This is a genomic window from Achromobacter sp. FW305-C-30-7, from assembly GCF_058783105.1.
Genome location: NZ_JBYSYI010000001.1, coordinates 799,114 through 823,695 on the forward strand (window position 1 = coordinate 799,114; position 24,582 = coordinate 823,695).

The following is a 24,582-nucleotide window of genomic DNA, read 5'->3' on the forward strand; positions in this document are numbered from 1 at the left end:
AGGCCGCTTACTTCGCCGCCTGCACCTCGATCTTCACCGTGTTCGAGCGCACGCCGTTCGATTCGATATACACCTCGTAGACCGCCGGGTCCTTCGGCAGCTGCACCTGCGCCGCCAGGTCGGTGCTGAACTGCGTGCCGACGCTGATGCCCGGGCTGATGGGGATGCCCTTGGGCGGACGCGAGCTGGGGATTTCGTCCACCTCCATGCCGGGCCGCTTGCGCGGCTTGTATTCGTAGGCCACGCCTTCGTAGACCGCCTTGGTCTGCGTATTGACGGCGACGAAACGCGGCAGCTTCTGGTTCTGCGATACGGGAATGATGCCTTGCGCGCAGACCGGGATGACCAGCGCGCCGGAGGCCTGCGGCCGCACGCGCGCGGGCGCGGCGATGTTGAGCTGGTCGTCGCTGCCATGGTTGGGCGGGATGCAGGCGTGGTCGTTCGCCGTGCCGATGGGGGCGGTGGCGAACGAGGGCGGATCGATCCAGTCGGTGTTCATCGTGGTCTTCTGGGTATGAGGGGTGGGGCGCGCGGCCGTGGCGGCGACAGGCGCGGCCATGGCCATCGCGGCCGCGAGCAGCAGGGCCAGCGCGGGCGCCAGGCGGCGCCGCGCGTCAGAACGAGGGCCAGCCATTGGACATGTCCGTCTTGCGTACGGCCTGGGCGCAGCTGGCGCAGAAGCGGATGCTGACGCAGTCGCCGCCGAACATGACGCAGGAGCCGGTGTGGCTGGGATCGGCCTGGCTGGCGGGCAGGCCGAAGTGGCAGTGGTTGCCGAACTGGGAATAGAAATACGGACCCTTGTCGAGTTTGGACGAGTCCATTTCGGCTTCGTCCGGGTGGGCCCGAGCCCACTCGGGCCCGCTGGGCGTCATGCCGATCAGGTGGCCGATCTCGTGCACCAGCGTCTGCTGCAGATAATCCAGCGTGTTGGGTTCCCAGGGGCTCATCGCCGCCACGCCAAGGAGGTTGGTGCCGGGGAATGCCACGCCGCCCGCGGAGCTTTCCATCAAGCGGACCTTCAGGATGATCTTGCCCGAGGTCGGCACGGGAACCAGGCCCGCCATGCGGATGTTGAGGGCGTGGCAGGCCTTGGGATTCGCCGGGTCGTAAGGCACCGGGGTCAGGCGGTCCTTGGGTATGGCGACCTGCCTGATGCCGGCCGCGGGGTCGGTGTACTCGAACAGGCATTCGACGTACCAGTCCACGCCAGGCTCGATGTGATACCACAGGAAGCTGAGGTTGCCATCGGCGCCGACGAACTGCACCTGCTTGTCGCCTGCGCCGGGACCGGCCGAGGCTTGCACGTAAATGGGCTGGACGGGCAGCATCGAGGCCAGCCGGTCGATGTGGCAGACGACCAGCGTATAGGGCTCGTGGTCCGGGCCCTGCGACCCCGGGTAGACGGAGGCGGCCAGCCGGCGCAGGCGTTCATAGCCGTCGTCCGTGAACACGTCCATGTTGGCGTCGCCGCGCGTGCTGACGGGCGGCAATTGCACGACGTCCACGCCGTGCCGCGCGTATTCCGTCGCGGTCGGCTGGAAGCCGTGGCGGCGCGCCAGCGTCTCGGGGCCGGGCAGCATGATCTCCTGGATATACAGGCGGCGGGCGGTTTCGACCTGTTCCGTGGAGATGATCTGGTTCTTGTCGTTCACCACCTCGAACGTATAGGTGTTCAGGCCGGCGGCGGGCAGGGTGATGTTGTCGACCACCTTGGTGCCGTCGGCGTCGGTCACGTAGCTGTAGGAGCGCTGGTTGGGTTCGCGATACAGCGGCTGGCGGCTTTGCTCGCGCGCGGAGTACACCGCATTGCCCGGACGCGGGCTGACCTTGACGCTGAAGCGATGCTGGCCGCCCTTGTTGAAGCGCACGCGGATCCTGGGCTTGTTGGTCTGGCGGTCCAGGCTGTCGAGCGCCTGGCCGTCGTTCCAGACCTCGTCCTCTTCCTTCAGGTTGACGTACTGGAGCTTGGCGCCGCTCCTGGCCCGGTAGGCGGACGGCGTGGGCGCGCCGGCATCCGGCGTCCCGGCCGGGGCGGCGCCGCCTGCATCCTGGCCGCCGGGCGCGCCCGCAGGCTTGGCGACGGGGCCGGGCAAGCTGACGCCGGCCATTTCCATGACCCGCTTGGCCATCGCCGGATAGGGCGAGTTGGCCACCGCGGGGATGTTCATGATCGCCTCCGCCACCTTGGGCAGCGTGACGTTGGAGATCGTGGGCGATTGCAGGATGGCGCCGACCACGGACGGAATCGCGGAGTCGGTCAGGCCCGGCGTGCTGAGGATCGCGCCCGCCACTGCCGGCAGATTGCCCTGGTTGACGTCGGGCATGGTCAGCAGCGAGTTCACGGCCGTGCTCAGCGCGGCGGGACGGCCGCCCATGGCGCCCATGGCCTGGGTCATGACCGGGCCGATGGCGGATCCCACGCCGCCGCTGCCGGCCGCAGTCAGACTGGAGGCGGCGCCCAGCGCGGAGGCGGCGGTGGCGTTGCCCATTGCCGTGGCGGCGCCGGAAGCGCCCGACAGCACGCCCGAAGCGGATGGACCGGCTCCCGCGGCCGGCGTGGCGAGGCTGGACGCCTGCGAGGCCAGGTCCGACGCCTGCGACGCCATGCCTCCGGCCTTGGACACGGCGCCTGCCGCGTCGGTCAGCGCCTGGGGCATGGATACGGCGCCGGCCAGCGCGTCGCCTGCGCCCTGCGTCATGGTGGATAGGCCGCCATCCATCAGCGATGGCGTTGCCATGCTGGCCAGGGATTGCGTGGCGCTGCCTGCCGCCGAAGCCGCGGCGCCGTTCGCGAACGAGGGCGCCACATTCTGCATGGCGGTCTTGGCCATGCCGCCGGCCTTGGTCATGGCGCCGGACATCAGGTCCGAGCCGGCATCGCCCGCGGCCTTGAGGGTCTTGCCGGCCATCGCGCCCAATTCCTGCACGGGCTTGAGCGCTTCGCCGGCCAGGGTCTTGGCCTGGTTCAGCATGCCCGACGCGCCCTCGGCTGCGGCGGTCAGGCCCTTGGATACGGCAGTCGCGCCGCTCGCAAGCGCGGCGCCCGCGCTGCCAAGCACGGAGCCTTGCGCACCTGCCGCCGCAGCCGCCGTGGGGGCTGCGGCGGCAGGTGCGGTGGCGGCTACCGAGCCAGTCGCGCCGGCGGCATTCAGCGCGTGGCCGGAGCTGGCCTGCGCCTGCAGCTTGGCCTTGGGCCGGTGCACCAGCTCGGCCGTGACCAGCATCGGGTCGCCCACCTGCGTGGACGGCAGCGCGGGCAGCGCGGCCGCATCGCTGGCCGGTCCGATCAGATTGTGCGACGCGCCCTTGACCGAGAACATGCCCGGTCCTTTGAACAGGATGTCGCCGCCATTCATGACGATGCTGGCGCCCGCGGCCTGCAAAGTGATGCTCTTGTTGGCGAGGATCTCGATGCTGTCGGAGGTGGATGTGACGGTGATGTCCTGGCCGGCCAGCATCTCCAGCATGTCGGTATGCGCGTGGATCGACACCGGCGATTCGGCGGCGACGGCGCGGATGCCTCCGTCCTGGACGAACAGGCTGGTGGAGCGGCCGGAAGCCGTGGCGAAGGTCTGGCGCGCGGCCACGTGGCCGTCCGCCAGCGCAGTGACGTGCAGGTTCTCGCCGGCGTGCAGGATGGCCGAGGCGGGCGTGGCAAGGTTGAGGGAGGACGGCGCGTCGATCAGCATGCGGGCGCCGTCGATGCGCTCGACCGCCTCGGTGCCGCTGCGTTCGCCGCCGCCGGCCTTGACCGCCTGCTGGCCCCCAACGCTGCCCGGATAGCGGCCATCGCCCTTGGGGTCGATGGCGCGGGTCAGCGCGTCATATTGGCTGGTGGCCGCGAGCGCGCGCGCCTGGCGCTTCGTTCCCGCGGCATCCAGGCGTTGCGCCGCATGTTGCGCGCCGCGCAGGCGCGTCAGCGCTTCCTGTGCGTCGGCCTGGGTGGACCGCGCGTCTTCGCGCGCGCTGGCGGACACGAGCATGCCTTGCCCGGAGCGCACCACGGTCCAGGCATCCGAGCGCAGTTCGAAGCCGGTGCCGCGCCATGCGCCGCGGTTCGATTCGTCCGCGGCCTGGTCGACCAGATAGCCCAGGCCCAGCTGCGTGGCGCCGATGGAGCTGGACAGGCGCGTGCGCATCTGCCGGGTCGTGTCGTCGAACAGCCACTGGCTGTGGCCCGCGTCGTCCAGGCCCTTGCTGTGCCAGCCGCTGAGCGTGCCAGGGTGGTTCGCCGCAGCGTCCTCGCCGGCGGACCAGGGCGGCAGGTCGGCATCGTTGTACAGCTGCGCCGAAGCCACGGGCTGGTCGATGTCGCCGTCCAGGAATTCGACCAGGACCTCGGTGCCTTTGCGCGGCAGATGGTGCGCGCCCCAATTGGGGCCAGCCTGCGCGCCGGCGACGCGCAGCCAGGTGCCGGAACTGTCGTCGCCCGGCGCGTTGCCAGTGTCGTCGCCATGGCTGCGATGCGCCAGGCCGCCCGGCAGCGGACGCGCGCCGCGCTGCCAGGGGAATTGCACCTTGATGCGCAGGTCGCGGCCCGAGGAAATGGGCGCGTCCTGCGCGGCCATCACCACGGCTGTCAGGCCCTCGGGGGCCGTGGGCTTGGCGCGCCAGCCGGGCGCAAGCGGCGCGGCCGCGGGCAGGGCGCTGAAGCTGTTGCGGTACGAGCCGTGCTCCAGGTCGGATTCGCCCAGCGCCCGTGCGGCCTGGCTGCCCAGATTGTTGGCGGCTTCGTGTTCAACGTGCAGCAACGTGTAGCGGTTGCCGCCCATCTCATCGACGGCCTGGCCCGAACCCGCGGCATAGCGGCTGTGCTGGGTCAGCGTGAAGTCATGGCCGGGCATCATCTGGCGGGCCGTGCCGCCGCCGTCAAAGCGCACCATGCGAGCTTCATGCGCCTGCAGGCTGCGCGCGGCTGCAAGTTCCGCGCCGTCGCTGTCGGCGTAGCGGCCGTGACCATCGTAGTCGTAGTCTTCAAGCCGAGGCACCGCGCCGGCCGGGACGTCGGACTGCGCATGCGCCGCGTGCGCAAGCAGCTTGCGGTCGTCCCAGGCCAGGCGGGTGACGGCGTTGGACTGCACCGCGCGGGCCCCGCCGAAACGCGTGATGCTGTCTTCGGTTTCAGTGGCGTCGCTGCGGTGAAAGCGCAGCGTGGCGTCGGGGCAGGCGGGCCGCGCCGCGCGAGTGTCGAACACGACCAGCCGGTGCCGCGCGCCGCCGGAGACTTCGTCCTGCTGCTCGCCCTGCTGATGGTCGAAGCGGAAGCTCAAACCGGCTTCGGCCAGCAGGCGCAGCACGAAAGCCAGATCGGTTTCGCGGTACTGCGTGCGCAGCGGGCGCGGCGCGGGCGGCTCGGCGATGTCGAAGGTGTAGGCCGCCTGCGGATAATCGGCGAAGATCTCGGTGAGGATGTCGGTGACCGACTTGTCCTGGAACAGGAAGCTGTCGCGGCGCAGGCCCAGGGCCGCCAGCCAGGGCGCGGCGTGCAGCCGGTAGCGCGCCAGGCCGCCGTCGGCGCCCAGCGCGTCCACGCCTTCGACCACCGCATGCCATTGGCGCCTGCCGCCATCCGCCAGCAGCACGCTGACGCTGATCTCGCGGCCCAGCAGGGCCTGTACGTCCAGTTCGGCCGAGGACGCCAGGCAGTCCAGCGTCAGGGCAAACAGTTCGGAGACGCCTTCGCGCAGGCTCATGCGCTCTACGGCGAGCGCCGCGTCCAGCGGCGTGCGCACTTGCAGCATGCGGGCGTTCTGGGAAAGGGCGGCAACATCCAGGCTGCTGAATCCGGCGGGCGCTTGGGAACGGTCGGTCATGGTGTGGAGCGGTCGGCCTGCGGCTGTCAGGGTAGCGAATCAGGGGAGCGAGATGGTCAGGTGCGCGGCGCGCGGCCCGATCTTGACGATGTCATGGTACGGAGCCATGGCGGTCTGCATGTCGCGGTTCAGGAAGTGGCTCATGCCCAGATAGGCCAGCAGGCCCAGCAGGGCGAACAGCGCGCCGATGCTCCACAGCGGCACGTCGCGCTTGAGCGTATGGGCGATCTTGTCGGGCAGGGGCCAATGCGGGGCGAAGCCCGAGCGCTTGCCGCGCAGCAGCGTGATCTCGTCGCCCAGCCGCGCCGTGAGATAGCCCAGCTTCTCCTGGCCTTCGATCATGTACTTGCCCTGGAAGCCCAGCAGCAGGCACATATAGAACACTTCCAGCGATTGCAGGCGCGGCGCGCCCTGCGCGCGCAGGTCTTCCAGGCGGGCAAAGAAGTTTTCGCCAGCGAGCTGTTCGCCGAACAGGGTCAGCTGCAGCGGCTGCAGCATCCAGGCGTCGCGGATGGAAAAACCGGAGTTCAGCACGGTCTCGTCCACCGCGGCGCAGAACGCGTACTTGGTGGCGTAGACGTCCTCGGCGGGGATATCCATCTTCTTGGCGCTGCGCTCGAAGTCCGCCAGGAACTGCTGCACGCGCGCCGAGAACGAAGCGGCGTCGACGGGTTCCTGGCCGCTTTTCAGCAGGAACAGCATCAGGAAGCCGTCGTACAGCAGGTCCAGCAAGGACTTCGCGGGGCGCGAACCGTAAAAATCGGCGGCTCGGGGAGGGAGCGAGGCTCCGGGCATCAGGGAAGGCGCGTCGGCGGTCATGGGCAGGCTCTAGCGGGTGACGGCGATGAGGTCCAGTTTCAGGTCGGGTATGCCCGAGGGGGCATAGATGGCGATGCTGCGCGCCTGCAGCATGCGGTCGTACAGCGAGCCACGCGTCTGCAGGGTGAAGTAGCACGCGCCCGGCTTGACGGGCACGGCGGGCGGCACCTGCGGCGTGTAGACGAGCTGCACGCCGGGCATGGCGGAAAGCACCAGCTTTTCCACGTCGTCGGGCGCGCCCACCTTGAAGCGCAGCGGCACGGTCTCGGCCAGTTCGCTGGCCGGCGTGGCGGCGGACACCGACAGGTAGAGTGCGGTGGTCTCGTCGAGCTTGCCGGAGTCCAGCCGGCCCACGTGGAACGAGGGGCGCAGCTCTTCCAGCACGATGGAGAAGTAGCGGGTGGAGATGACGGTGTCGAGCAGGTCGCGCAGGATCTCGTCCAATTGCGCGAAGGCCGCGCCCGGCGCATCGTGCTGATAGGCCGGCAGGTCCGCCAGCGTGTGCACCTTGGAGAAGGTCATGAGCGCGCCCGCCAGCCGCAGCATCTCCTGGAACAGGCGTTCGGGATGCAGCTGCGGATTGTGGAACAGGTGCGACAGCGCCGAATAAGCCTCGTTGCAGGTGTGCAGCAGCCAGAACGAGGCCACGTCGCCCGAGCGGAATTCGATGATGTTCTTGTTCGGCTCGCGGTGAAAGCCATACAGCGCGTTGACCTTGGCTTGCAGCGCGTCGAGCAGACGGCGCAGCTGCTCGAACAGCGCGCTGCAAGCCTGCACCGTGACGCTGGGGGCGACGAAACTGGTGTCCAGTTCATAGCCGGCGCTGGCGGTGCGGCGCACGCGCGCCACGGGGATGGTCAGCAGCGCGTCGCGCGGCTCGTGTTCCGACAGCAGGCGCACGTTCTTGCGCAGGAAGGCAAGTTCGGCCGTGCTGGCGTTGGTGTAGAGATCCGGCGCCGGGCTGTCCTGATGCGCATAGCGCGCGTCGAAGCCTTGTTCCTGGCGCGTGTCGCGGTAATTGCCGCCCACGTCCTTCATCGGATGCAGCGCCAGGTAGAACACCGCCGTGCTGGCGCCGTCCAGGCCGTCCAGCGCTACCGCGGGAGGCAGGTCGTCGTTGTGGGGCGCGCTGTAGATCTCGCCGTCGGGAAAGATCGCGGAGAGCTCGGTGGCGCGCAGCATGCCGTTGGCAAGCGCCGCCGCGTCGAAGCGCGCTGCGCGCAAGCCCCACGCATAGGGATGCAGCGCGCGGCTCATTTCCGCGAGGCGGGCCTCGTGGTACGCGTCTTGGCGTTGAAAGTGTTGGGGCCGCAGGAACAGCCCCTCTCCCCACAATATCTTCGCTGAATGGCTCACGTTTTTTGGCTCTTGCTTCTTATATAGAGAGGGCGTTGATGACGGCGGCGAGACGCGGCCATGGGCGCGGGCGGCTCGCGTTCAGCTCGGGCATTGCACCGAGCCGAGGCGGGCCGGGTCGAAGCCGGGCATGCCCGGCGGCAACACGATCTGTCCAGTGACCACGGACATCGCGCAGGCATGGGCGCCCATGACGATGCCGCTGTCCTCGGCGGTCTTTACTTCGAATACATATTTCCAGCGCTGCGGCGCGGGCGCGTAGAACAAGCCCGCGACAGCGATGTAGGCAGCGTTTTTCGGCACTTTTTCCAGGTGCTCGTAACGCTGTCCCGGCGTCAGGGTGACTTCGCGCGAGGCGATGATGCTGTCGCCCAATGCCGCCTTTTCGGCGTCAGTATCAACCAATTGCGTGAGCGGTGCGCGTTGAAATGCCTCGGCATTCTTCAAATAGTATATTTTCGTAACCACAGCCATGGGCTGGCCGCTACTCGCATTCAAATTTTCTCCGGCGTGTATCGCCAATTTCACATCGACGGGCGCATTCGGGTCCTTTTTCAGGCCCGCCATATCCATCATGCCGCCGGTCATTCCCGCCACCGCTCCGATCGCTGAAACCGCCGCGCAACCGCTGATTACGGGGCTTGCCGCGATGACGGCGGCCATCGCCACGCACCGAGAAAAATAGAGATGTTTTGACATGGCTCTTTATACCGGAAGGCTGCGACAACATACAGATCGCGGCACGATGAGCGAAGTTTCGTGGCAAGTTACATGACGTAATGCACTGTAGTGTGGCGCTAACAAAAGGTTGTTGAAATACGCGGCCTTGGTTACACCCTCCTACATGCCAAAAAAATGCACATATCCCGGGTTCTCCTCATCAGCGGAATGCTGGCCTTCCTCGCGGGCTGCGCCACGTCCCCCAAGCCGCAGACCGACGCCGAGTACAAGCAGTCGATGACGCACGCCACGCAGACCCTGGCGGGCAAGGGCAACGATCAGGCGGTCGCCGAGTTCCAGGAAATCGCCCTGCTCAATCCCGCACGCGGAGAGCCGTGGTCGTACATCGCGAAGATCCGCTTCGACGAACAGAAGTACGGCGAGGCCATCGTCGCGGCCGATGAAGCGCTGAATCGCGACCCCGAGGACTTCACAGCCAAGACCGTGCGCGCGGTGGGCGGCTTGCGCGTGGCGATGCAGTCGCTGGCCGATCTGCGCGCCAATGCGCTGCTCGCCGGCAATGCCCGCACCGATGCAGTGGCGCTGGCTGCCGCCATGCGTGAAACCCTGGGCCAGGACGTGTTGTTCCCCGAGGGCTACAAGCCCCCGCGTCCGCGCCAGCCGCGGCGCAACGATGCGCAGGGCGCAGCCGCCGGGCAGCAGGCCAAGCCCGCCGCCAATGCGGCGTCGGCCGCAACGCCCGCAACGCCTGCTGCAGGCGCCGCAGCAAACCCCGTCGCGAAGCCTGCGGCGAACACCGCCGCAACGCCGTCCACGGCTCCGGCGGGCACAGGCGCGGCCCCGGCCGGCCGCGCGCCGGATCCTTTCGGCAATCTCCTCAAACCCTGATCGGGCCCACGGCCTCTTCACTATGCACTTCGCTTGGAGCCCCCATGGCTAAGAAAGAAAGCGTTCAGAAAAGACTCCAGAAAGTACGTCCGCCGCGCGTGCAGCTGACCTATGACGTCGAGAAGGGCGACGCGATCGAGCAGAAGGAACTGCCTTTCGTCGTGGGCGTGGTCGGCGATTTCAGCGCGCAGTCCGAAGCCGAGCTGCCGCGCCTGAAGGACCGCAAGTTCGTCAACATCGACGTCGACAACTTCGACGACGTGATGCGCGGCCTGGAGCCGCGCGCCGCCTACCGCGTGAAGAACCGCCTGACCGACGAAGGCGGCACCTTCGGCGTGGATCTGAAGTTCCGCTCGGTCGAGGACTTCCGCCCCGAGGCGGTGGTGCAGCAGATCGAGCCGCTCAAGGAGCTCCTGGACATCCGCACCAAGCTGGCCGACCTGCGCAACAAGCTGGCGGGGAACGACAAGCTGGAAGACCTGCTGGGCGAAGTGCTCAGCAGCACGGAGAAACTGCAGCAACTGACCAGCGAAGCCGGCAAGAACGGCAAGGGAGGCAGCAATGAGTAATTCCGCCGCCGCGCAGAACATATCCGCGCCCGCCGCCACGGCCGATTCGGGCCTGCTGGACCAGATCGTCGAACAGAGCCGCGTGGCCAAGTCCACGGCCGAGCACGACCGCGCCAAGGATCTCATCGGCGAACTGGCCCGCGAAGTCATGAAGGGCACCGTCGTCGTATCGGACAACCTGTCCGCGATGCTGGACGCCCGCGTGGCCGAACTGGACCGCCTGATCTCGGCCCAACTGAGCGAAGTGATGCATGGCGCCGAGTTCCAGAAGCTGGAAAGCACCTGGCGCGGCCTGCATTACCTGTGCCAGGAGAGCAACACCGGGCCGATGCTGAAGATCAAGGTGCTCAACGTCACCAAGCGCGACTTGGTGCGCGACTTCCAGACCGCCATCGACTTCGACCAGAGCCTGATGTTCAAGAAGGTCTACGAAGAAGAGTTCGGCACCTTCGGCGGCTCGCCGTTCGGCGCGCTGCTGGGCAACTTCGAAGTCACGCGCCAGCCCGAGGACATGTACTTCATCGAGCAGATGTCGCACGTGGCGGCGGCCTCGCACGCGCCCTTCATCGCCTCGGCCTCGCCCGAGCTGCTGGGCCTGGACAGCTTTGCCGACCTGGGCCGCCCGCGCGACCTGGCCAAGGTGTTCGACACCGTGGAATACACCAAGTGGCGCAGCTTCCGCGACTCGGAAGACTCGCGTTACGTGGGCCTGACCATGCCGCGCTTCCTGGGCCGCCTGCCGTATGACCCGAAGGAAGGCACCTCGGTGGAAGGCTTCAACTTCGTCGAGGAAGTGGACGGCACCGATCACTCCAAGTACTTGTGGTGCAACGCCGCCTGGGCCTTCGGCGCACGCCTGACCGCCGCCTTCGCCGACTTCGGCTGGTGCGCGGCGATCCGCGGCGTGGAGGGCGGCGGCCTGGTGGAGAACCTGCCCACCCACACCTTCAAGACTGACGACGGCGAGATCGCCCTGAAGTGCCCGACGGAAATCGCCATTACCGACCGGCGCGAAAAGGAACTGAGCGACCTCGGCCTGATCCCGCTGGTGCATTGCAAGAACTCGGACTACGCCGCGTTCTTCGGCGCGCAGTCGGTGCAGAAGGCCAAGAAGTACAACACCGACAGCGCCAACGCCAACGCGGTGCTGTCGGCGCAACTGCAATACATCTTTTCGGTATCGCGCGTGGCGCACTACCTGAAAGCGATGATGCGAGACAAGATCGGCAGCTTTGCCTCCGCGCAATCTGTCGAGAGCTTCCTGAACCGCTGGGTCTCGCAGTATGTGCTGCTGGACGACAACGCGAGCCAGGAACAGAAGGCGCAGTTCCCCTTGCGGGAGGCATCGGTGCAGGTTGCCGAAGTGCCGGGACGTCCCGGCGTGTTCCGGGCCGTGGCGTTTTTGCGGCCTCACTTTCAGCTCGACGAGCTTTCGATTTCGCTGCGCCTGGTTGCGGAACTTCCCGCCCAGGCCCAGAAATCGTGATCACCGTCAGATTCGACGTTTTTAACTGGAGAGGCTATTAATGAAGGACATCTACGTCAAATTCGGCAATCCCGCACTCAAGGGCGAGTCGCAGGACAAGGACCATCCGGACTGGATTGAAGTCGGATCATGGCGCCATGAGATCATCCAGCCGCGTTCGGCTACCGCCTCCACCTCCGGTGGCCATACCGCCGAGCGCACCGAGCACGGCGAGATGGTCTTCACCAAGGACCTGGACGTGGTCAGCCCGCTGCTGTATCAGCACGCGTCCGGCGGCACCACCTTCGACGAAGTGACCATCGATTTCCTGCGCGCCGACGGCGAAGGCAACCGCGTCAAGTACCTGGAAATCAAGCTCAAGTACGTGATCATCTCGCGCGTGGCGCCGGAAGTCGTCAGCGAAGGCCTGCCGCACGAATCGTTCTCGCTGAAGTACGCCGCGGTGCAGTGGAAGTACACGCAGCAGAAGGTGGGCGGTAACCAGGGCGGCAATGCCCAGGGTGCATGGAGCCTCACCAAGAACGACAAGACGTACTCGGTCTGAACCTGACCGCATGAACGGCAAAGGCCCCGGCCGGTCCGGCGCCTTTGCCCAATGAGGCCGCGATGAAGGGATTCGAACCCAGCCTGTTCGACAAGCTGTTCGACGGGGACGGGCAGACACCGCATGCGCTGCGACGCCTGTCGGTGGAAGAAATCAAGGAAACGGTCGCGCGCGACATCGAGGCCCTGCTCAATACGCGCATGGTCTTCACCGAAGACTCGCTCAAGCGCTATCCGAATTGCCAGCGGTCCATCCTGACCTATGGCCTGTCGGATTTTTCCGGCCTGAGCCTGGCCAGCCACTACGACCGCGAGTTCATCTGCCGGTCGCTGGAGCAGGCGATCGCCCGCCATGAGCCGCGCCTGACGCATGTGCGGGTGTTGCTGCAGGTGGACAGCCGCGCGACCTCGGTGCTGTATTTCGCGATTACCGCGATGCTGGACGTGGGGCCTGCCCACGAGCCAGTGACGTTCGACGCGACGCTGCAGCCGTCGACCTTGCAGTACTCGGTGAGCAAGGGCCGGGCCAAGGCCGCGGCCGCCGCCTGATAACAAACCATGCACGCGGGCGCTGACGGCATGCCGCCAGCGAAGAAGGGAAAGATGGAAGAACTGCTGCCTTACTACGAACGCGAACTGGGTTTTCTGCGCGGTTCGTCGCGCGATTTTGCGCAGCGCTATCCCAAGATCGCCGCGCGGCTCGGGCTGTCCGGCGAAACCTGCGAGGATCCGCACGTCGAGCGGATGATCGAATCGTTCGCCCTGCTGGGCGCGCGCATCAACAAGAAACTGGACGACGACTATCCGGAGTTCACGGAAGCGCTGTTCGAGGTGATGTATCCGCACTACCTGCGTCCGTTCCCGTCGTGCTCGGTGGCGCAGTTCGACATGGGCGGCATGGCCTCGCAACTGACCGCGCCCGTGCGCATGGCGCGCGGCACGGAACTGAAATCGCATCCCGTGCGCGGCGTCGCGTGCCGCTTCCGCACGGCATACGACGTGACCCTGGCGCCGGTGAGCATCCGCCAGGCGGTGTTCGCCGCCACGGCCAACGCGCCATCGGCGGCCAGCCTGCCGGCAGGGGTGACGGGCCGGCTGTCGCTGACACTGGCCTGCCTGGCCGAGACCCAGAACTTTTCAAACCTGGCGGTGGACCGCCTGCGCGTCTACCTGCATGGCGAGCCCTCGTTCGTGGCCGCGCTGCGGGACTGTCTGTTCTTGCGCACGGCTGCGGCCTATCTGGAAACGCAGCCGGGCCGCTGGAACCGCATGCAGGACGTGCCGCTGGCAGAGGTGGGGTTGTCCGAGGACGAAGCCCTGATCGACTTCCCGGCCAGCTCGCATCCCGCCTACCGGCTGCTGGCCGAGTATTTCGCGTTCTCCGAGAAATTCAATTTCGTCGACATCGATCTGGCGGCGCTGCGGCGCGCGGCGGGTCCGGTGCGCGAAATCACGCTGCACCTGGCGTTGAAGGGGGGGCGCGCCGACTCGAATACGGCGCGTCTGCTGGAATCGGCCTCGTCCGACAACTTCCGGCTGGGCTGCACGCCCGTCGTCAATCTGTTCGCGCAGCGCGCCGACCCCATCCGCGTCACCCATGCGCAGGCCTCCTATCCGGTGGTGGCGGACGCGCGCCGCGCCTATGGCTACGAGATTTATTCGATCGACCGCGTGCGCCAGGTACGGCAGAACGCGCAGGGCGATTCGGTGGTGGAGTTCCGGCCCTTCTATTCGCTGCATCATGGCGAGACGCCCGATGGCGCCAGCCATTACTGGACCGCGCGGCGCAATTCCATGGTGGCCGAGCGCAGTCCCGGCTACGAAATGGAACTGTCCATCGTGGACATCGATTTCGATCCTTCGCTGCCGCAGACCGAGACCCTGAGCCTGGAGTTGACCTGCACCAACCGCGACCTGCCCGCGCATCTGGCGGTGGGGCAGCCGGGCGGCGACCTGTTCCTGGAAGGCGGTTCGATCGCGCGCGAAATCCGCATGCTGCGCCGGCCCACGCACACGCACCGCTTCCAGCAGGGGCGGGCGGCGCACTGGCGGCTCATTTCCCACTTGGCGCTGAACCATCTGTCGCTGGTGCATAGCGGTCTGCCCGCGCTGAAGGAAACGCTGCGGCTGTATGACCTGTCGCATTCCGCGGTGGCGGCGCGCCAGATTGAAGGGCTGGTCGGACTGGACTACAAGCCCGCCACGCACTGGATGCCCGGCGAGCCCTTCGCGACCTTCGTGCGCGGCATTGAAATCCGGCTCACGATCAACGAAGACAACTTCGTCGGCACCAGCCTGCATGCCTTCGTGGCGGTGATCAACCGCTTCTTCGGCCTCTACGTGCACGCCAACAGCTTCGTGCAGCTGGTCGTGCTGTCGCGCCGCGGCGCGGACGAAATCCTACGGTGCGCTCCATGCAACGGCGACGCGATCCTAGCGTAATCGAATCGCTGCTGGCCGAGCCGCAGCGCTTCAAGTTCTTCCAGGCCGTGCGGGTGCTGGAGTCGTGGTTCGCCCGGCAGGAAGGCAGCCGCGCGCGCAATGCCGTGACCACGCACCTGCGTTTCCTGAATTCGTCGTCGCTGGCTTTTCCCGCCAGCGAGATCGCGGCGCTGACGGCCTATGACAAGCAAGGCCAGGCGCTGGAGGACACCGAGTCAAGATTGGCGGCGCTGGCGGCAGGCAACCTGGGCCGGGTGGAAATCGAGCCGGCGTTCTTCGGCCTGCTGGGCGCGCAGGGCGCCATGCCGCTGCATTACACCGAGATCCTGAGCACCCGCGAGAGTTCGCGGCGCGACCGCGGTGCGCGCGCCTTCTTCGATATTTTCTCCAACCGGGCGGCGGCGCTGTTTTACGCTGCCTGGAAAAAGTACCGCATGCCCGTGCGGCACGAGACCGAACAGGACCATCACTACCTGCCGCTGCTGCTGGCGTTGGGAGGCATAGGCCATCCGGCGCTGCGCGACCGCCTGCAATCGGGACAGGGCCGGGTATTCGACGAATCGCTGGCGCACTACGCCGCGGCGGCGCGCCAGCGGCCGGTCTCGGCGACTTATCTGCAACGCGTGCTGGGGGACTATTTCCAGGTGGCGCTGCGGGTGGAGCAATTCGTCGGGCGCTGGTATCACGTACCGCCGCAGAACCGCACGCAGCTGGGCATGCCCGGCGCGGTGCTGGGCGTCTCCGCCATGGCCGGCGACCGCATCTGGCAACGCGATATGCGCATCCGGCTGTGGATCGGCCCACTGTCCAAAGAGGCGTTCACCGACTTCCTGCCTGGCGGCGCGCGCGCCCAGGCGCTGGAGAAGCTCCTGACCATGTTCGGCGGCATGAGCTTCGAGTACGAGGTGCGGCTGGTGATGGCCAAGGAAGACGTGGGCGGCAGCGTGCTGGGCGAAGGCGGCGGCGCGCGCCTGGGTTGGAATTCCTTTCTTTGCACCGAGGCCGTGGCGTCCGACCGCGACGACGCCAGCTACGAATTGCACACCATTCATTAAGACTAGACGACCTAGAACATGGCCACACCCTTGAAGACCCTGATTGGAAAGCTCAACCAGACCTGCCGCCAGGCGGCCGAGCGCGCTGCCAGCCTGTGCATGGCCCAGGGGCACTACGAGGTGGACCTGGAACACCTGTTCCTGGCGCTGCTGGAAAAGCCGGCCAGCGATTTCAGCATCGTGGCGCGGCGCAGCGGCATCGAGTCGTCGGTGCTGGAAGCGGACCTGAACGCCGAGATCCGCGGCTTCAAGAATGGCAACACGCGCACGCCGGTGTTCTCGCCGCATCTGCCGCGGCTGTTCGAGCATGCCTGGCTGATCGCCTCGCTGGACACGCAGACCACCCGCATCCGTTCCGGCCATCTGCTGCTGGCCTTGCTGACCGAACCGGATCTGGCCCAGTTGGCGCGGCGCGGTTCGCGCCTGTTCGAATCGTTCCGCCTGGACGAGCTGAAGCATGACTACGCCGCGCTGACGGCGGGCTCCGAAGAGGCGGGTCAGTCGGTGGCGCTGGGCGACAGCCCGGCGGGCGACGCCGGGCAGGATGGCGCGGCCGCCGCGGCCGGCCTGTCCAAGACGCCGGCGCTGGACCAGTACACCGCCAACCTGACGGAAAGGGCGCGCGAGGGCAAGATCGACCCGGTGATCGGCCGCGATGCCGAGATCCGCCAGATGATCGATATCCTGACCCGCCGCCGCCAGAACAATCCCATCCTGACCGGCGAAGCCGGCGTGGGCAAGACGGCGGTGGTGGAAGGGCTGGCGCTGCGTATCGTGGCGGGCGACGTGCCGCCGGCGCTGGCCGGCGTGGCGCTGCGCACGCTGGACATGGGCTTGCTGCAGGCTGGCGCCAGCGTCAAGGGCGAATTCGAAAACCGTCTGAAGAATGTGATCGACGAGGTCAAACAGAGCTCCACGCCCATCATCCTGTTCATCGACGAAGCCCACACCATGATAGGCGCGGGCGGACAGGCCGGGCAGAACGATGCGGCCAACCTGCTCAAGCCGGCGCTGGCGCGTGGCGAGCTGCGCACCATCGCCGCCACCACCTGGAGCGAATACAAGAAGTACTTCGAGAAGGACGCCGCGCTGGCGCGCCGCTTCCAGGTCGTCAAGGTGGAAGAGCCCAGCGAGGAACTGGCCGCCAGCATGCTGCGCGGCATGGCGCCGCTGATGGAGCAGCATTTCGGCGTGCGCGTGCTGGACGAGGCCATCGTCGCCGCGGCGCGCCTGTCGCACCGCTACATCAGCGGCCGCCAACTGCCGGACAAGGCCGTCAGCGTGCTGGACACGGCCTGCGCGCGCGTGGCCCTGGGCCGCAGCGCCACGCCGGCGCTGATCGACGACGCGCGCCACCGCCTGGCGCGCCTGGAGACCGAGCGTGCCGCCTTGCGCCGGGAAGCCGCGGCGGGCGCGGCACAGTCCGCGCGCCTGCGCGAACTGGACCTGGAAATGGACGCCACGCGCGCCGCGCTGACGGACGCGGAAGCGCGGCTGGCGCAGGAGAGCGAACTGGTCAGGCAGATCCACGCATTGCGCGAGGAACTGGAGGCGGCGGGCGTAGACGCCGCGCCAGAGCCCGCCGGCAAGCGCCGCTCGGGCAAGGCGGCCGAACCCGCCGCCACGCCCGGCCAGGCGCAACTGGCCGAATTGCAGCAGCAACTGCGCGCCTTGCAGGGCGAGGCGCCGCTGGTGCCCGCCTTCGTGGACGCGCAAGTCATCGCCGAGATCGTGTCGGCCTGGACCGGCATCCCGCTGGGCCGTATGGTCAACGACGAAATCCGCACGGTGCTGGAACTGCAGCCCCTGCTGGCCGAGCGCGTCATCGGCCAGGACCATGCGCTGCATGCCATCGCCCAGCGCGTGCGCACCGCGCGCGCCGGCCTGGAAGATCCCAACAAGCCCAAGGGCGTGTTCCTCTTCATCGGCCCCTCGGGCGTGGGCAAGACCGAAACCGCGCTGGCCGTGGCGGATGTGCTGTACGGCGGCGAACGCAAGCTGGTCACCATCAACATGAGCGAGTACCAGGAGGCCCATAGCGTATCGGGCCTGAAGGGCTCGCCGCCGGGCTACGTGGGCTACGGCGAGGGTGGCGTGCTGACCGAGGCGGTGCGCCGCCAACCCTACAGCGTGGTGCTGCTGGATGAAATCGAGAAGGCCCATCCGGACGTGCTGGAGTTGTTCTTCCAGGTGTTCGACAAGGGCGTGATGGATGATGCCGAAGGGCGCGAGATCGACTTCCGCAACACGCTCATCATCCTGACGTCCAACGTCGGCTCGTCGGCCATCATGCAGGCGTGCCTGAACAAGAACGCCGAAGAGCGGCCCGACCCCGAGGCCTTGCAGGAACTGTTGACGCCGCAGTTGTACAAGGCCTTCAAGCCCGCGTTCCTGGGCCGCATGAAGACCATCGCCTACTACCCGGTGGATGACGACGCGCTGGCCCGCATCATCGGGCTGAAGCTCGGACGTATCGCGCAGCGGGTCCAGGCCAACCACCGCGCCCTGTTCGAATGGGACGAGGCGCTGGTGGAGGCCGTGCTGGCGCGTTGCACCGAGGTGGATACCGGCGCGCGCAATGTCGACCACATCCTGAACGGCACGCTGTTGCCGCAGATCGCCGAGCAGGTGCTGGGCCGCATGGCGCAGAGCGAGGCCATCGCCCGCATCCGCGTGACCGCCGGCAAGAACGGCGATTTCCGCTATCGCCTTGCCTGACGCCGGAGCCTGACATGCCTTTGGACAACACCGGCCTTTCCCGAATGTCGATCGCGTCGGTCGATCAGGCCAATCGCCTGCTCGATTTGCGTACGCCGTTGGGTGCGAACCGGCTCGTGGCGGAAACGCTATCCGCCAGGGAAACCCTGTCGGACGGCGCGTTCCGGCTCGAACTGACCGCCCTGTCCGACGATGCCGGCATTCCCTTGTCCGAACTGCTGGGAAAACCGGCGACCCTGCGCCTGCAGACCGCATTGGGCCGCGACCAGCCGCGCGTCTGGAACGGCTACATCACGGCGGCGCAGTTCCAGGGCGCCAACGGTGGTATGGCGCGCTACGGACTGACGCTGGAGCCCTGGCTCGCTTTTCTGCGCGCGCGCCGCGACAGCTTTGCCTATCAGGACAAGACGGTCTTTGAAATCGTCGACAGCATCTTTGGCGACTATAAGGACCAAGGGGGTCTCGCGCCGCAGTGGCGCTGGGTGGTGAAGGACCGCGCCGCGTACGCCAAGCGCAGCCTGACCGTGCAGTACCGCGAGACCGACCATGCCTTCGTCGAGCGTCTGCTGGCCGAAGAGGGGCTGTTCTACTGGGTGGAGCACGAGGCCGGCGAAGGCGAGGACAGCCACACGCTGATCATCGCCGACCATAACGGCGCCTTCCAGCCCGGCCCGCAGGCCAGCGTGCGCTTCGCACGCGCCGATGTCACGGAGACCGAGGACAGCATCCAGCAGTGGAGCCGGCGCGCGCGCTGGCAGACCAACGCGGTGCGCATGGCCAGCTGGGACTACCGCAGCGCCCAGGCCAGACCAGTAGCGGCGCAGGTCGATGGCGGCGCCTCGAAGGGCGCGATGGATCTGGTCGTCAACGACTATCCCGGCCAGTACGCCTACGAGGACAGCGCGCAGGGCGAACGCCTGGCGCATATTGCGCTGGCCGCGCTGCGCGTGGGCCAGGACAGCTGCGAGGGTGCGGGCACCGTGCGCACGCTGGCGCCAGGCCAGCGCTTCGAACTGACCGGGCACTACCAGCAGGGCGGGTCCGACTACGTGGCGATCGCCGTGCGGCACGAGGCCCGCAACAATTTCGACGAGGACCTGGGCCGCGCCGTGCGCGAGGCGCTGGGCGAGAGCGGTCCGGAAGCGGCCGAGGCCGACTTCTACCGCAACACCTTTACCTGCATCGGCATCGATACTGAATTCCGCAAGGCCACGCGCGACGGACATGGCGAGCGCCTGCATCCCCGGCCCACCGTGTACGGCGCGCAGACCGCGCTGGTGGTGGGCGCGGAAGCGCCGGTGCATACCGATCGCGATCATCGCGTCAAAGTGCAGTTCCATTGGCAGCGTGGCAAGGCCTCCAGCAGCCGCCTGGAACATCCCTCGGGCGACGAGAACGCGCCCGCCAAGGATGAGCTGGGCACCTGGGTGCGCGTCGCGGAGCCCGTGGCGGGCGGCGACTGGGGCGGCAACTTCGTGCCGCGCGTCGGGCAGGAAGTGCTGGTCGAGTTCCTGCACGGCGACATCGACCGTCCCGTGGTGGTTGGCGCGCTCTACAACGGCGCGGGCGCCGAGGACGCGTCGCACAACCAGGTGCAGGGCGGCGCCGCCAACGCTACCGGCAACGCGCCCGCCTGGTTCGCCGGCGGCGCCGACGGCCATGCGCACAACGTGGTGATGTCCGGCTTCAAGACGCAGGCGCTCGCCAGCAGCGGGCAAGGCACCGGCGGCTACAACCAGCTGGTGCACGACGACACGCCGGGACAGGCGCGCCTGACGGCTTCGACCACGCAGGCCGAGAGCCGCCTGAACCTGGGACACATCAAGCAGCAGCGCGACAACGAAAGACTGCAGGACCTGGGCCACGGCGCGGAACTGTCGACCCGCGAGGCGGTGGCGCTGCGCGGCGGCGCGGGGCTGCTGATCAGCGCGGACGCGCGCAAGAACGCCAAGGGCGCGCTGCTGGATAGCGAGGAGGCGGGCCTGCAGATCGAGAACGCGATGCGCGCGGCCGAGGAACTGGCGCAGGCGGCAACGCGGCAGAAGGCCGTGCTGGAAGGCGATCCGGAAACGCTGCCGGCGCAGGACGCGCTGAAGCACGTGCTGGAGGTGATCGATGCGAAACAGGACGCGCCCGAAGGCGAGCCCGTCGCGGCCTATAGCGAACCGCAGCTCCAGGTGAGCGCGCCCAGCGGCATTGGGCAGTACACGCCGGCCGACGCATTTCTCGTGGCCGGCGCGACCTTGGCGCAGGTGGCGCCGGACGTGAACTGGGTCGGCAGCGCCAACCTTGCGATGGGCGTGGCGGGCGGCGCGGTGCTGTTCACTCTGGGACGCAAGGCTCCTGGCGGCAGCCCGGTGCAGGGCCAGGGACTGCTGCTGCATGCGGCCGGCGGCAAGCTGCGCCTGCACAGCCAGGACGCCAAGATGACGCTGTCCGCCGAAAAGGCAGTGACCTTCGCCTCGGCGCAGGCCGGTGTGACCGTGCAGGCGGCCAAGCGCGTGCTGGCAACGGCGGGCGGCGCCTACATGCGGGTGGAAGGCGGCGGCATTCAGCTGCATGCGCCGGGCAAGGTCGAGTTGAAGGCCGGCGTGCACAACTGGGTCGGCCCGGAAAGCAGCCAGGCGAATCTGGCCTTCAACGAAGCCAGTCCCTTGTGCGAAGCCCGGGTGCGCGGCGCGGCCCAGCGGGGCGGCGCCGTGGTGCCGCTGGGCTGAGGCGGGAGGACGGCTGCATGCTCGATTACCAGGCCTTCAACGCCTATGGCTTTGGCCTCATCCAGGATGAACGGACGCCCGGCGTGCCGGCCTGCGTCCAGGCCGAAGCCCTGGTGCCGCCGGCGCTGCGGAAAATGCCGGGCCTCATGCCCCGCTTGGTGGATCTGTCCGCCATGCCAGCGGCGGACAAGGCGCAGGCGCTGGCCAGCCTGAATCAGGCTCTGCTCGATGGCGCGGATCTCTGGCTCGGGCTGTTGCTTCACTCCGATCAGCCCGCCGATGCCGTTGCCGCGCATCTGCGGTCGCGGATGATCGTCGACATCGCGGGCCAGGGGCCGTGCTTCTTCCGTTTTTTCGACCCGCGCGTGTTGGTCCAGCTGCCATGGATGCTGGACCCGGCGCAGCTGGCCTGGCTTTGCGGGCCGGTGCAGCGCTTCGTGTTTCATCTGGACGGCGCATGGTGCGCCGTGGCGCGCCCCGACGCCGAGGCGGCGGCGCGCCCGAAGTTGGGCGTGGAGCAATCCTTTGCCTTGACCCAGATGCAGGCCCTGAATGAAGTGCTGTCAGATCTGGACACGCTGGAGCCCGACGGGCGCGTCGCCCTGGGCCAGGCAGTGATGGCGCATTTCCGCACGGCCCGAGAGCTGGGCCTGGCGACGGCGCAGGAACGCAAGGCGTTTGCACGGCATGGCCTGGACGTGCACCCCGCCTTCCACCGCCACGAGCGGGTACGCGCCTGCCTGGCAGCAATGCGGCCCGAAGATGATTACCCCTACCTTGCTGCGGTCCAGGATCTGTCTGATGAAGATTGGTCCAGCGTGCGCGCGGATATGGAACGAACTGGAGAGCCCGATGGCCGATGATGCAAAGAACTGCGGGAAGAAGCGCTCGTCGCTGGATTGCGGGGAGGATTGCCCGTTTCACCGGATCGGCCTGCCCATCATGCCGCTGCGCTACGCGGTGCTGAAGAACGACGGCGCCTTTCCGGCGCTGGACGGCGACCTGAACATGCCGCAGCTCGCCGAGAGGCCCCTGGGCGACAGCGCGCGCTATGGCGTGCGCCTGCTGCGCCCGGGCTATCTGTACGTCTATGACGAAGCGCGCTCTGAACTGAAGGGTTACTACGTCAACGAAAACGCCACCCTGTACAACTTCGATCTCGACAAGCCGGTGCAAGACTGCGACCGGACCTTTACTTGCACGATGGACCACGAAGCCAAGGCTTCGCTGCTGACCATTCCGAACGCCAAAAAGGCGACCTATGTCTGGCTGGCATATTCGGACGTGCAGTGGACCAAGGATGTGTGCAAGGCGCACAAGGGCAAGAAGGGCGCCGACATGCGCGAGCGGCACATGTTCAAGTTCGATGTGCAGGCTTGGCTCAGCAGCGGCAAGCATGCGAATGCCAAGAGCATCAAGACTCTGAAGGACACAGCCGCCGACTACCAGGTGCATCGCAAGCGCGATCTGGATCAACATCAGAAGCAGCAGTTCCTGGGTTGGAGCACCGTCGGCTATTACGACGTGAAGGGCTGGATGGGGGAAATGATCGAGAACGCCGCAGAGGCGTTCCTGCCCGGCAAGGGCCTGATGCTGGCGCTGCCGGACAGTACCGGCATCCTGCAGGATATCGCGCGGCTGATGCGGATCCGCTTTGACGATTTCGTCTCGAACAAGGAGGACTTGCGTCCGCTGACCGTGTCGAAGTCGATTGAGTCGCTGAGCGAAATCATCATGCAATCGGCCGAAAGCGACTTCCTGGAGCAGCGAGGCCGGGATGCGATCAACCACTCGGTCTATGGTACGACGACCCCGAGTATGGGAGCCGGCCCGGGAGGCGCGGGCGCGGGCGGGCTGGCGGTAGGCCAGCTACTGGCGGACTGGTTGATGCCCGAAAACAAGCAGCAGCGTATGGCCGAGGCGGAGAACTATCGCCATCCGACCGAGCAGGAGCGCGCAACGGTGCGCTGGGACGCCTGGAAGAAGTACTGCGAAAACTACGATGAGAACGCGCGCAGGGCGTGGCAGAAAGGGTTCGACGAGCGCCTGGCGAAATTTGACGCTGCGACCATCGTGCCCCTGGCAAAGGCGCACGTCGCTTGGATCACATGCCAGAAAACGCTGGATTCGTTCGAGTGCAACTACGACTCCAATAGCGCGGACAGCGGCGAGGTTTACCAGACAGTCTTCGCCTTGTGCATCGACGGAACCCAGGACAAGCGCATCTGCTTCAAGCAGTATACGGACTGGTTGCAGGGAGAGCCGGACGACACGCGCAACCTGCTGCTGCGCGCCATGTTCCACAACCAGGATTTCGTGGTCAAGAAAGTGGTTGAGGCGCATGAGGCTGCCCTCGACTGGAAAGCGATTCCCTGGGGCAATCTGCACGAGGCCTACAAGACCGGACTCAAGGTGCTGAGCGAAGGGCAGATGGACAAGACCGCGCGCCTGCTGGAGCAGCTCATGGGGCCGGTGGTGCAGGTGCTCAAGATGGGCGTGGATAGCGGCGTCGCACGCAAGCTGGCGATGTACGTGGGCCTGCTGGCGCGGCAGAACGTGGCGATCGTGGAGGTCGAAGGCGGGAAGAAGGCATTCCGCGCCGCGTTGATCCGCGAGGTCCTGCGCCAGCATGGCAGCCAAGTGAACATGCGGCAGATGGAGCAGGCGGTGGCCGATGAGCTACGGCGTTTGGAAGTGCGCGGCGAACAGCTGGAGGGCACCGACAAGAAGCGTTGGTTCATGCTGGTGGACAGGGATGCCGCAGCCAATGTGTCGTCGGACTTGCGGGCCGGCGACCGGGCCCGCGCCCTGGCGCAGACGACCATGACGGTCGAGGAATACGAAGCCAGGGAGCTGTCGCGCTGGCGCACTGCGATCAATACGGACGTCCGGGTCGGCGTTGTCGGCTGCCTGTTCCAGACCTTGGCGGTATACAAACTCTGGAGCGACCTGGAGTCGGCCATGCCGCACGAACGCAGCGACGCGAGCTGGAAATTCGTGGTTGGCATCGCATCGGCGGGCGGTTCGGTGGCCGACGTGCTGGGTGTGGCGCTCAAGTCCCGGCAGGCCGCCGGCATGCGGCTGGGCATGGGCGTGGGACTGGAAACCACGGGCTCGCTACTGGTGCGTTGGGGCGGCCGCATCGGGGTCGTCACCGGCGTCATCATGGCAGTGTTCGACCTCAAGTCCGCCAAGGACCAATTCGTGATCGAGAAGAACGGCCTGATGGGCGGCCTGTACATGGCCTCAGGTATCCTCAGCCTGGTCGTGATCGGTGCGTTCGCCCTGTCCGCCACGGTCGTGGGTCTGATCGCGGCGGTGCTCCTGATCATCGTGGCGATACTGATTGAAAAATTCAAGGGCAACAAGATTGATGAATGGCTCAAGCGTTGCCTGTGGGGCAAGCTGCAGGGCCAGTCCGGGACCGATTATTACTATGGAGTACAGCAAGAAATGAACAGCCTGCGCGTGGCGCTGGGAGGGTCGTGATGG

16 protein-coding genes are annotated in these 24,582 nt (G+C 67.1%); 11 read left to right on the forward strand and 5 right to left on the reverse strand.

Features of this window, described 5'->3' with window-relative positions; all coding sequences use genetic code 11:
* Positions 1-7 precede the first annotated feature (7 nt).
* From AC3WOB_RS03780 to tssJ, 5 genes are all read right to left on the reverse strand, one after another.
* Entirely contained in the window at positions 8-634 is a 627-nt protein-coding gene (locus AC3WOB_RS03780; RefSeq protein ID WP_492274241.1) for a hypothetical protein, read from the reverse strand.
* Complete coding sequence (gene tssI / locus AC3WOB_RS03785) at positions 615-5,816, reverse strand: type VI secretion system tip protein TssI/VgrG (protein ID WP_492274242.1); 5,202 nt, start codon at positions 5,814-5,816, stop codon at positions 615-617. The genes AC3WOB_RS03780 and tssI overlap by 20 nt, the downstream gene beginning before the upstream one ends.
* A 39-nt stretch (positions 5,817-5,855) precedes the next feature.
* The gene (icmH, locus tag AC3WOB_RS03790; protein ID WP_013396294.1) at positions 5,856-6,635 is read right to left on the reverse strand and encodes a type IVB secretion system protein IcmH/DotU; all 780 of its coding nucleotides are present in this window, start codon (positions 6,633-6,635) and stop codon (positions 5,856-5,858) included.
* Between the two features lie 9 nt (positions 6,636-6,644).
* Positions 6,645-7,991, reverse strand: a complete 1,347-nt coding sequence (gene tssK, locus AC3WOB_RS03795; RefSeq protein ID WP_013396293.1) for a type VI secretion system baseplate subunit TssK — start codon at positions 7,989-7,991, stop codon at positions 6,645-6,647.
* Positions 7,992-8,072: 81 nt separating this feature from the next.
* On the reverse strand, positions 8,073-8,690 hold the full coding sequence (gene tssJ / locus AC3WOB_RS03800) for a type VI secretion system lipoprotein TssJ (protein WP_237709949.1): 618 nt from the start codon (positions 8,688-8,690) through the stop codon (positions 8,073-8,075).
* 189 nt (positions 8,691-8,879) lie between these two features.
* Between tssJ and AC3WOB_RS03805 the strand changes: the two genes are divergently transcribed.
* The 11 genes from AC3WOB_RS03805 (at position 8,880) to AC3WOB_RS03855 (ending at position 24,579) form a co-directional block, all read left to right on the forward strand.
* Entirely contained in the window at positions 8,880-9,560 is a 681-nt protein-coding gene (locus AC3WOB_RS03805) for a hypothetical protein (protein ID WP_454696452.1), read from the forward strand.
* Positions 9,561-9,604: 44 nt separating this feature from the next.
* Complete coding sequence (gene tssB / locus AC3WOB_RS03810; protein ID WP_013396290.1) at positions 9,605-10,129, forward strand: type VI secretion system contractile sheath small subunit; 525 nt, start codon at positions 9,605-9,607, stop codon at positions 10,127-10,129.
* The gene (tssC, locus tag AC3WOB_RS03815; protein WP_492274243.1) at positions 10,122-11,615 is read left to right on the forward strand and encodes a type VI secretion system contractile sheath large subunit; all 1,494 of its coding nucleotides are present in this window, start codon (positions 10,122-10,124) and stop codon (positions 11,613-11,615) included. Before tssB ends, tssC begins: the two co-directional genes overlap by 8 nt.
* Positions 11,616-11,655: 40 nt before the next feature.
* The gene (locus AC3WOB_RS03820) at positions 11,656-12,159 is read left to right on the forward strand and encodes an Hcp family type VI secretion system effector (protein WP_006395404.1); all 504 of its coding nucleotides are present in this window, start codon (positions 11,656-11,658) and stop codon (positions 12,157-12,159) included.
* 62 nt (positions 12,160-12,221) lie between these two features.
* A complete protein-coding gene (gene tssE / locus AC3WOB_RS03825) occupies positions 12,222-12,707 on the forward strand; it encodes a type VI secretion system baseplate subunit TssE (protein ID WP_173145517.1) in 486 nt (161 codons plus the stop codon).
* Between the two features lie 54 nt (positions 12,708-12,761).
* Positions 12,762-14,600 (forward strand): type VI secretion system baseplate subunit TssF, encoded by a 1,839-nt coding sequence (tssF, locus tag AC3WOB_RS03830; RefSeq protein ID WP_492274244.1) that lies wholly within the window; start codon positions 12,762-12,764, stop codon positions 14,598-14,600.
* Entirely contained in the window at positions 14,564-15,655 is a 1,092-nt protein-coding gene (gene tssG / locus AC3WOB_RS03835) for a type VI secretion system baseplate subunit TssG (RefSeq protein ID WP_492274245.1), read from the forward strand. The genes tssF and tssG overlap by 37 nt, the downstream gene beginning before the upstream one ends.
* 18 nt (positions 15,656-15,673) lie before the next feature.
* A complete protein-coding gene (tssH, locus tag AC3WOB_RS03840) occupies positions 15,674-18,373 on the forward strand; it encodes a type VI secretion system ATPase TssH (RefSeq protein WP_492274246.1) in 2,700 nt (899 codons plus the stop codon).
* A gap of 14 nt (positions 18,374-18,387) precedes the next feature.
* Positions 18,388-21,090, forward strand: coding sequence for a type VI secretion system Vgr family protein (locus tag AC3WOB_RS03845; protein WP_492274247.1), 2,703 nt, complete (start codon positions 18,388-18,390; stop codon positions 21,088-21,090).
* Between the two features lie 17 nt (positions 21,091-21,107).
* The gene (locus tag AC3WOB_RS03850; protein ID WP_492274248.1) at positions 21,108-21,953 is read left to right on the forward strand and encodes a DUF4123 domain-containing protein; all 846 of its coding nucleotides are present in this window, start codon (positions 21,108-21,110) and stop codon (positions 21,951-21,953) included.
* Positions 21,943-24,579, forward strand: coding sequence for a T6SS effector BTH_I2691 family protein (locus AC3WOB_RS03855; protein ID WP_454696447.1), 2,637 nt, complete (start codon positions 21,943-21,945; stop codon positions 24,577-24,579). Before AC3WOB_RS03850 ends, AC3WOB_RS03855 begins: the two co-directional genes overlap by 11 nt.
* Positions 24,580-24,582: the final 3 nt, after the last annotated feature.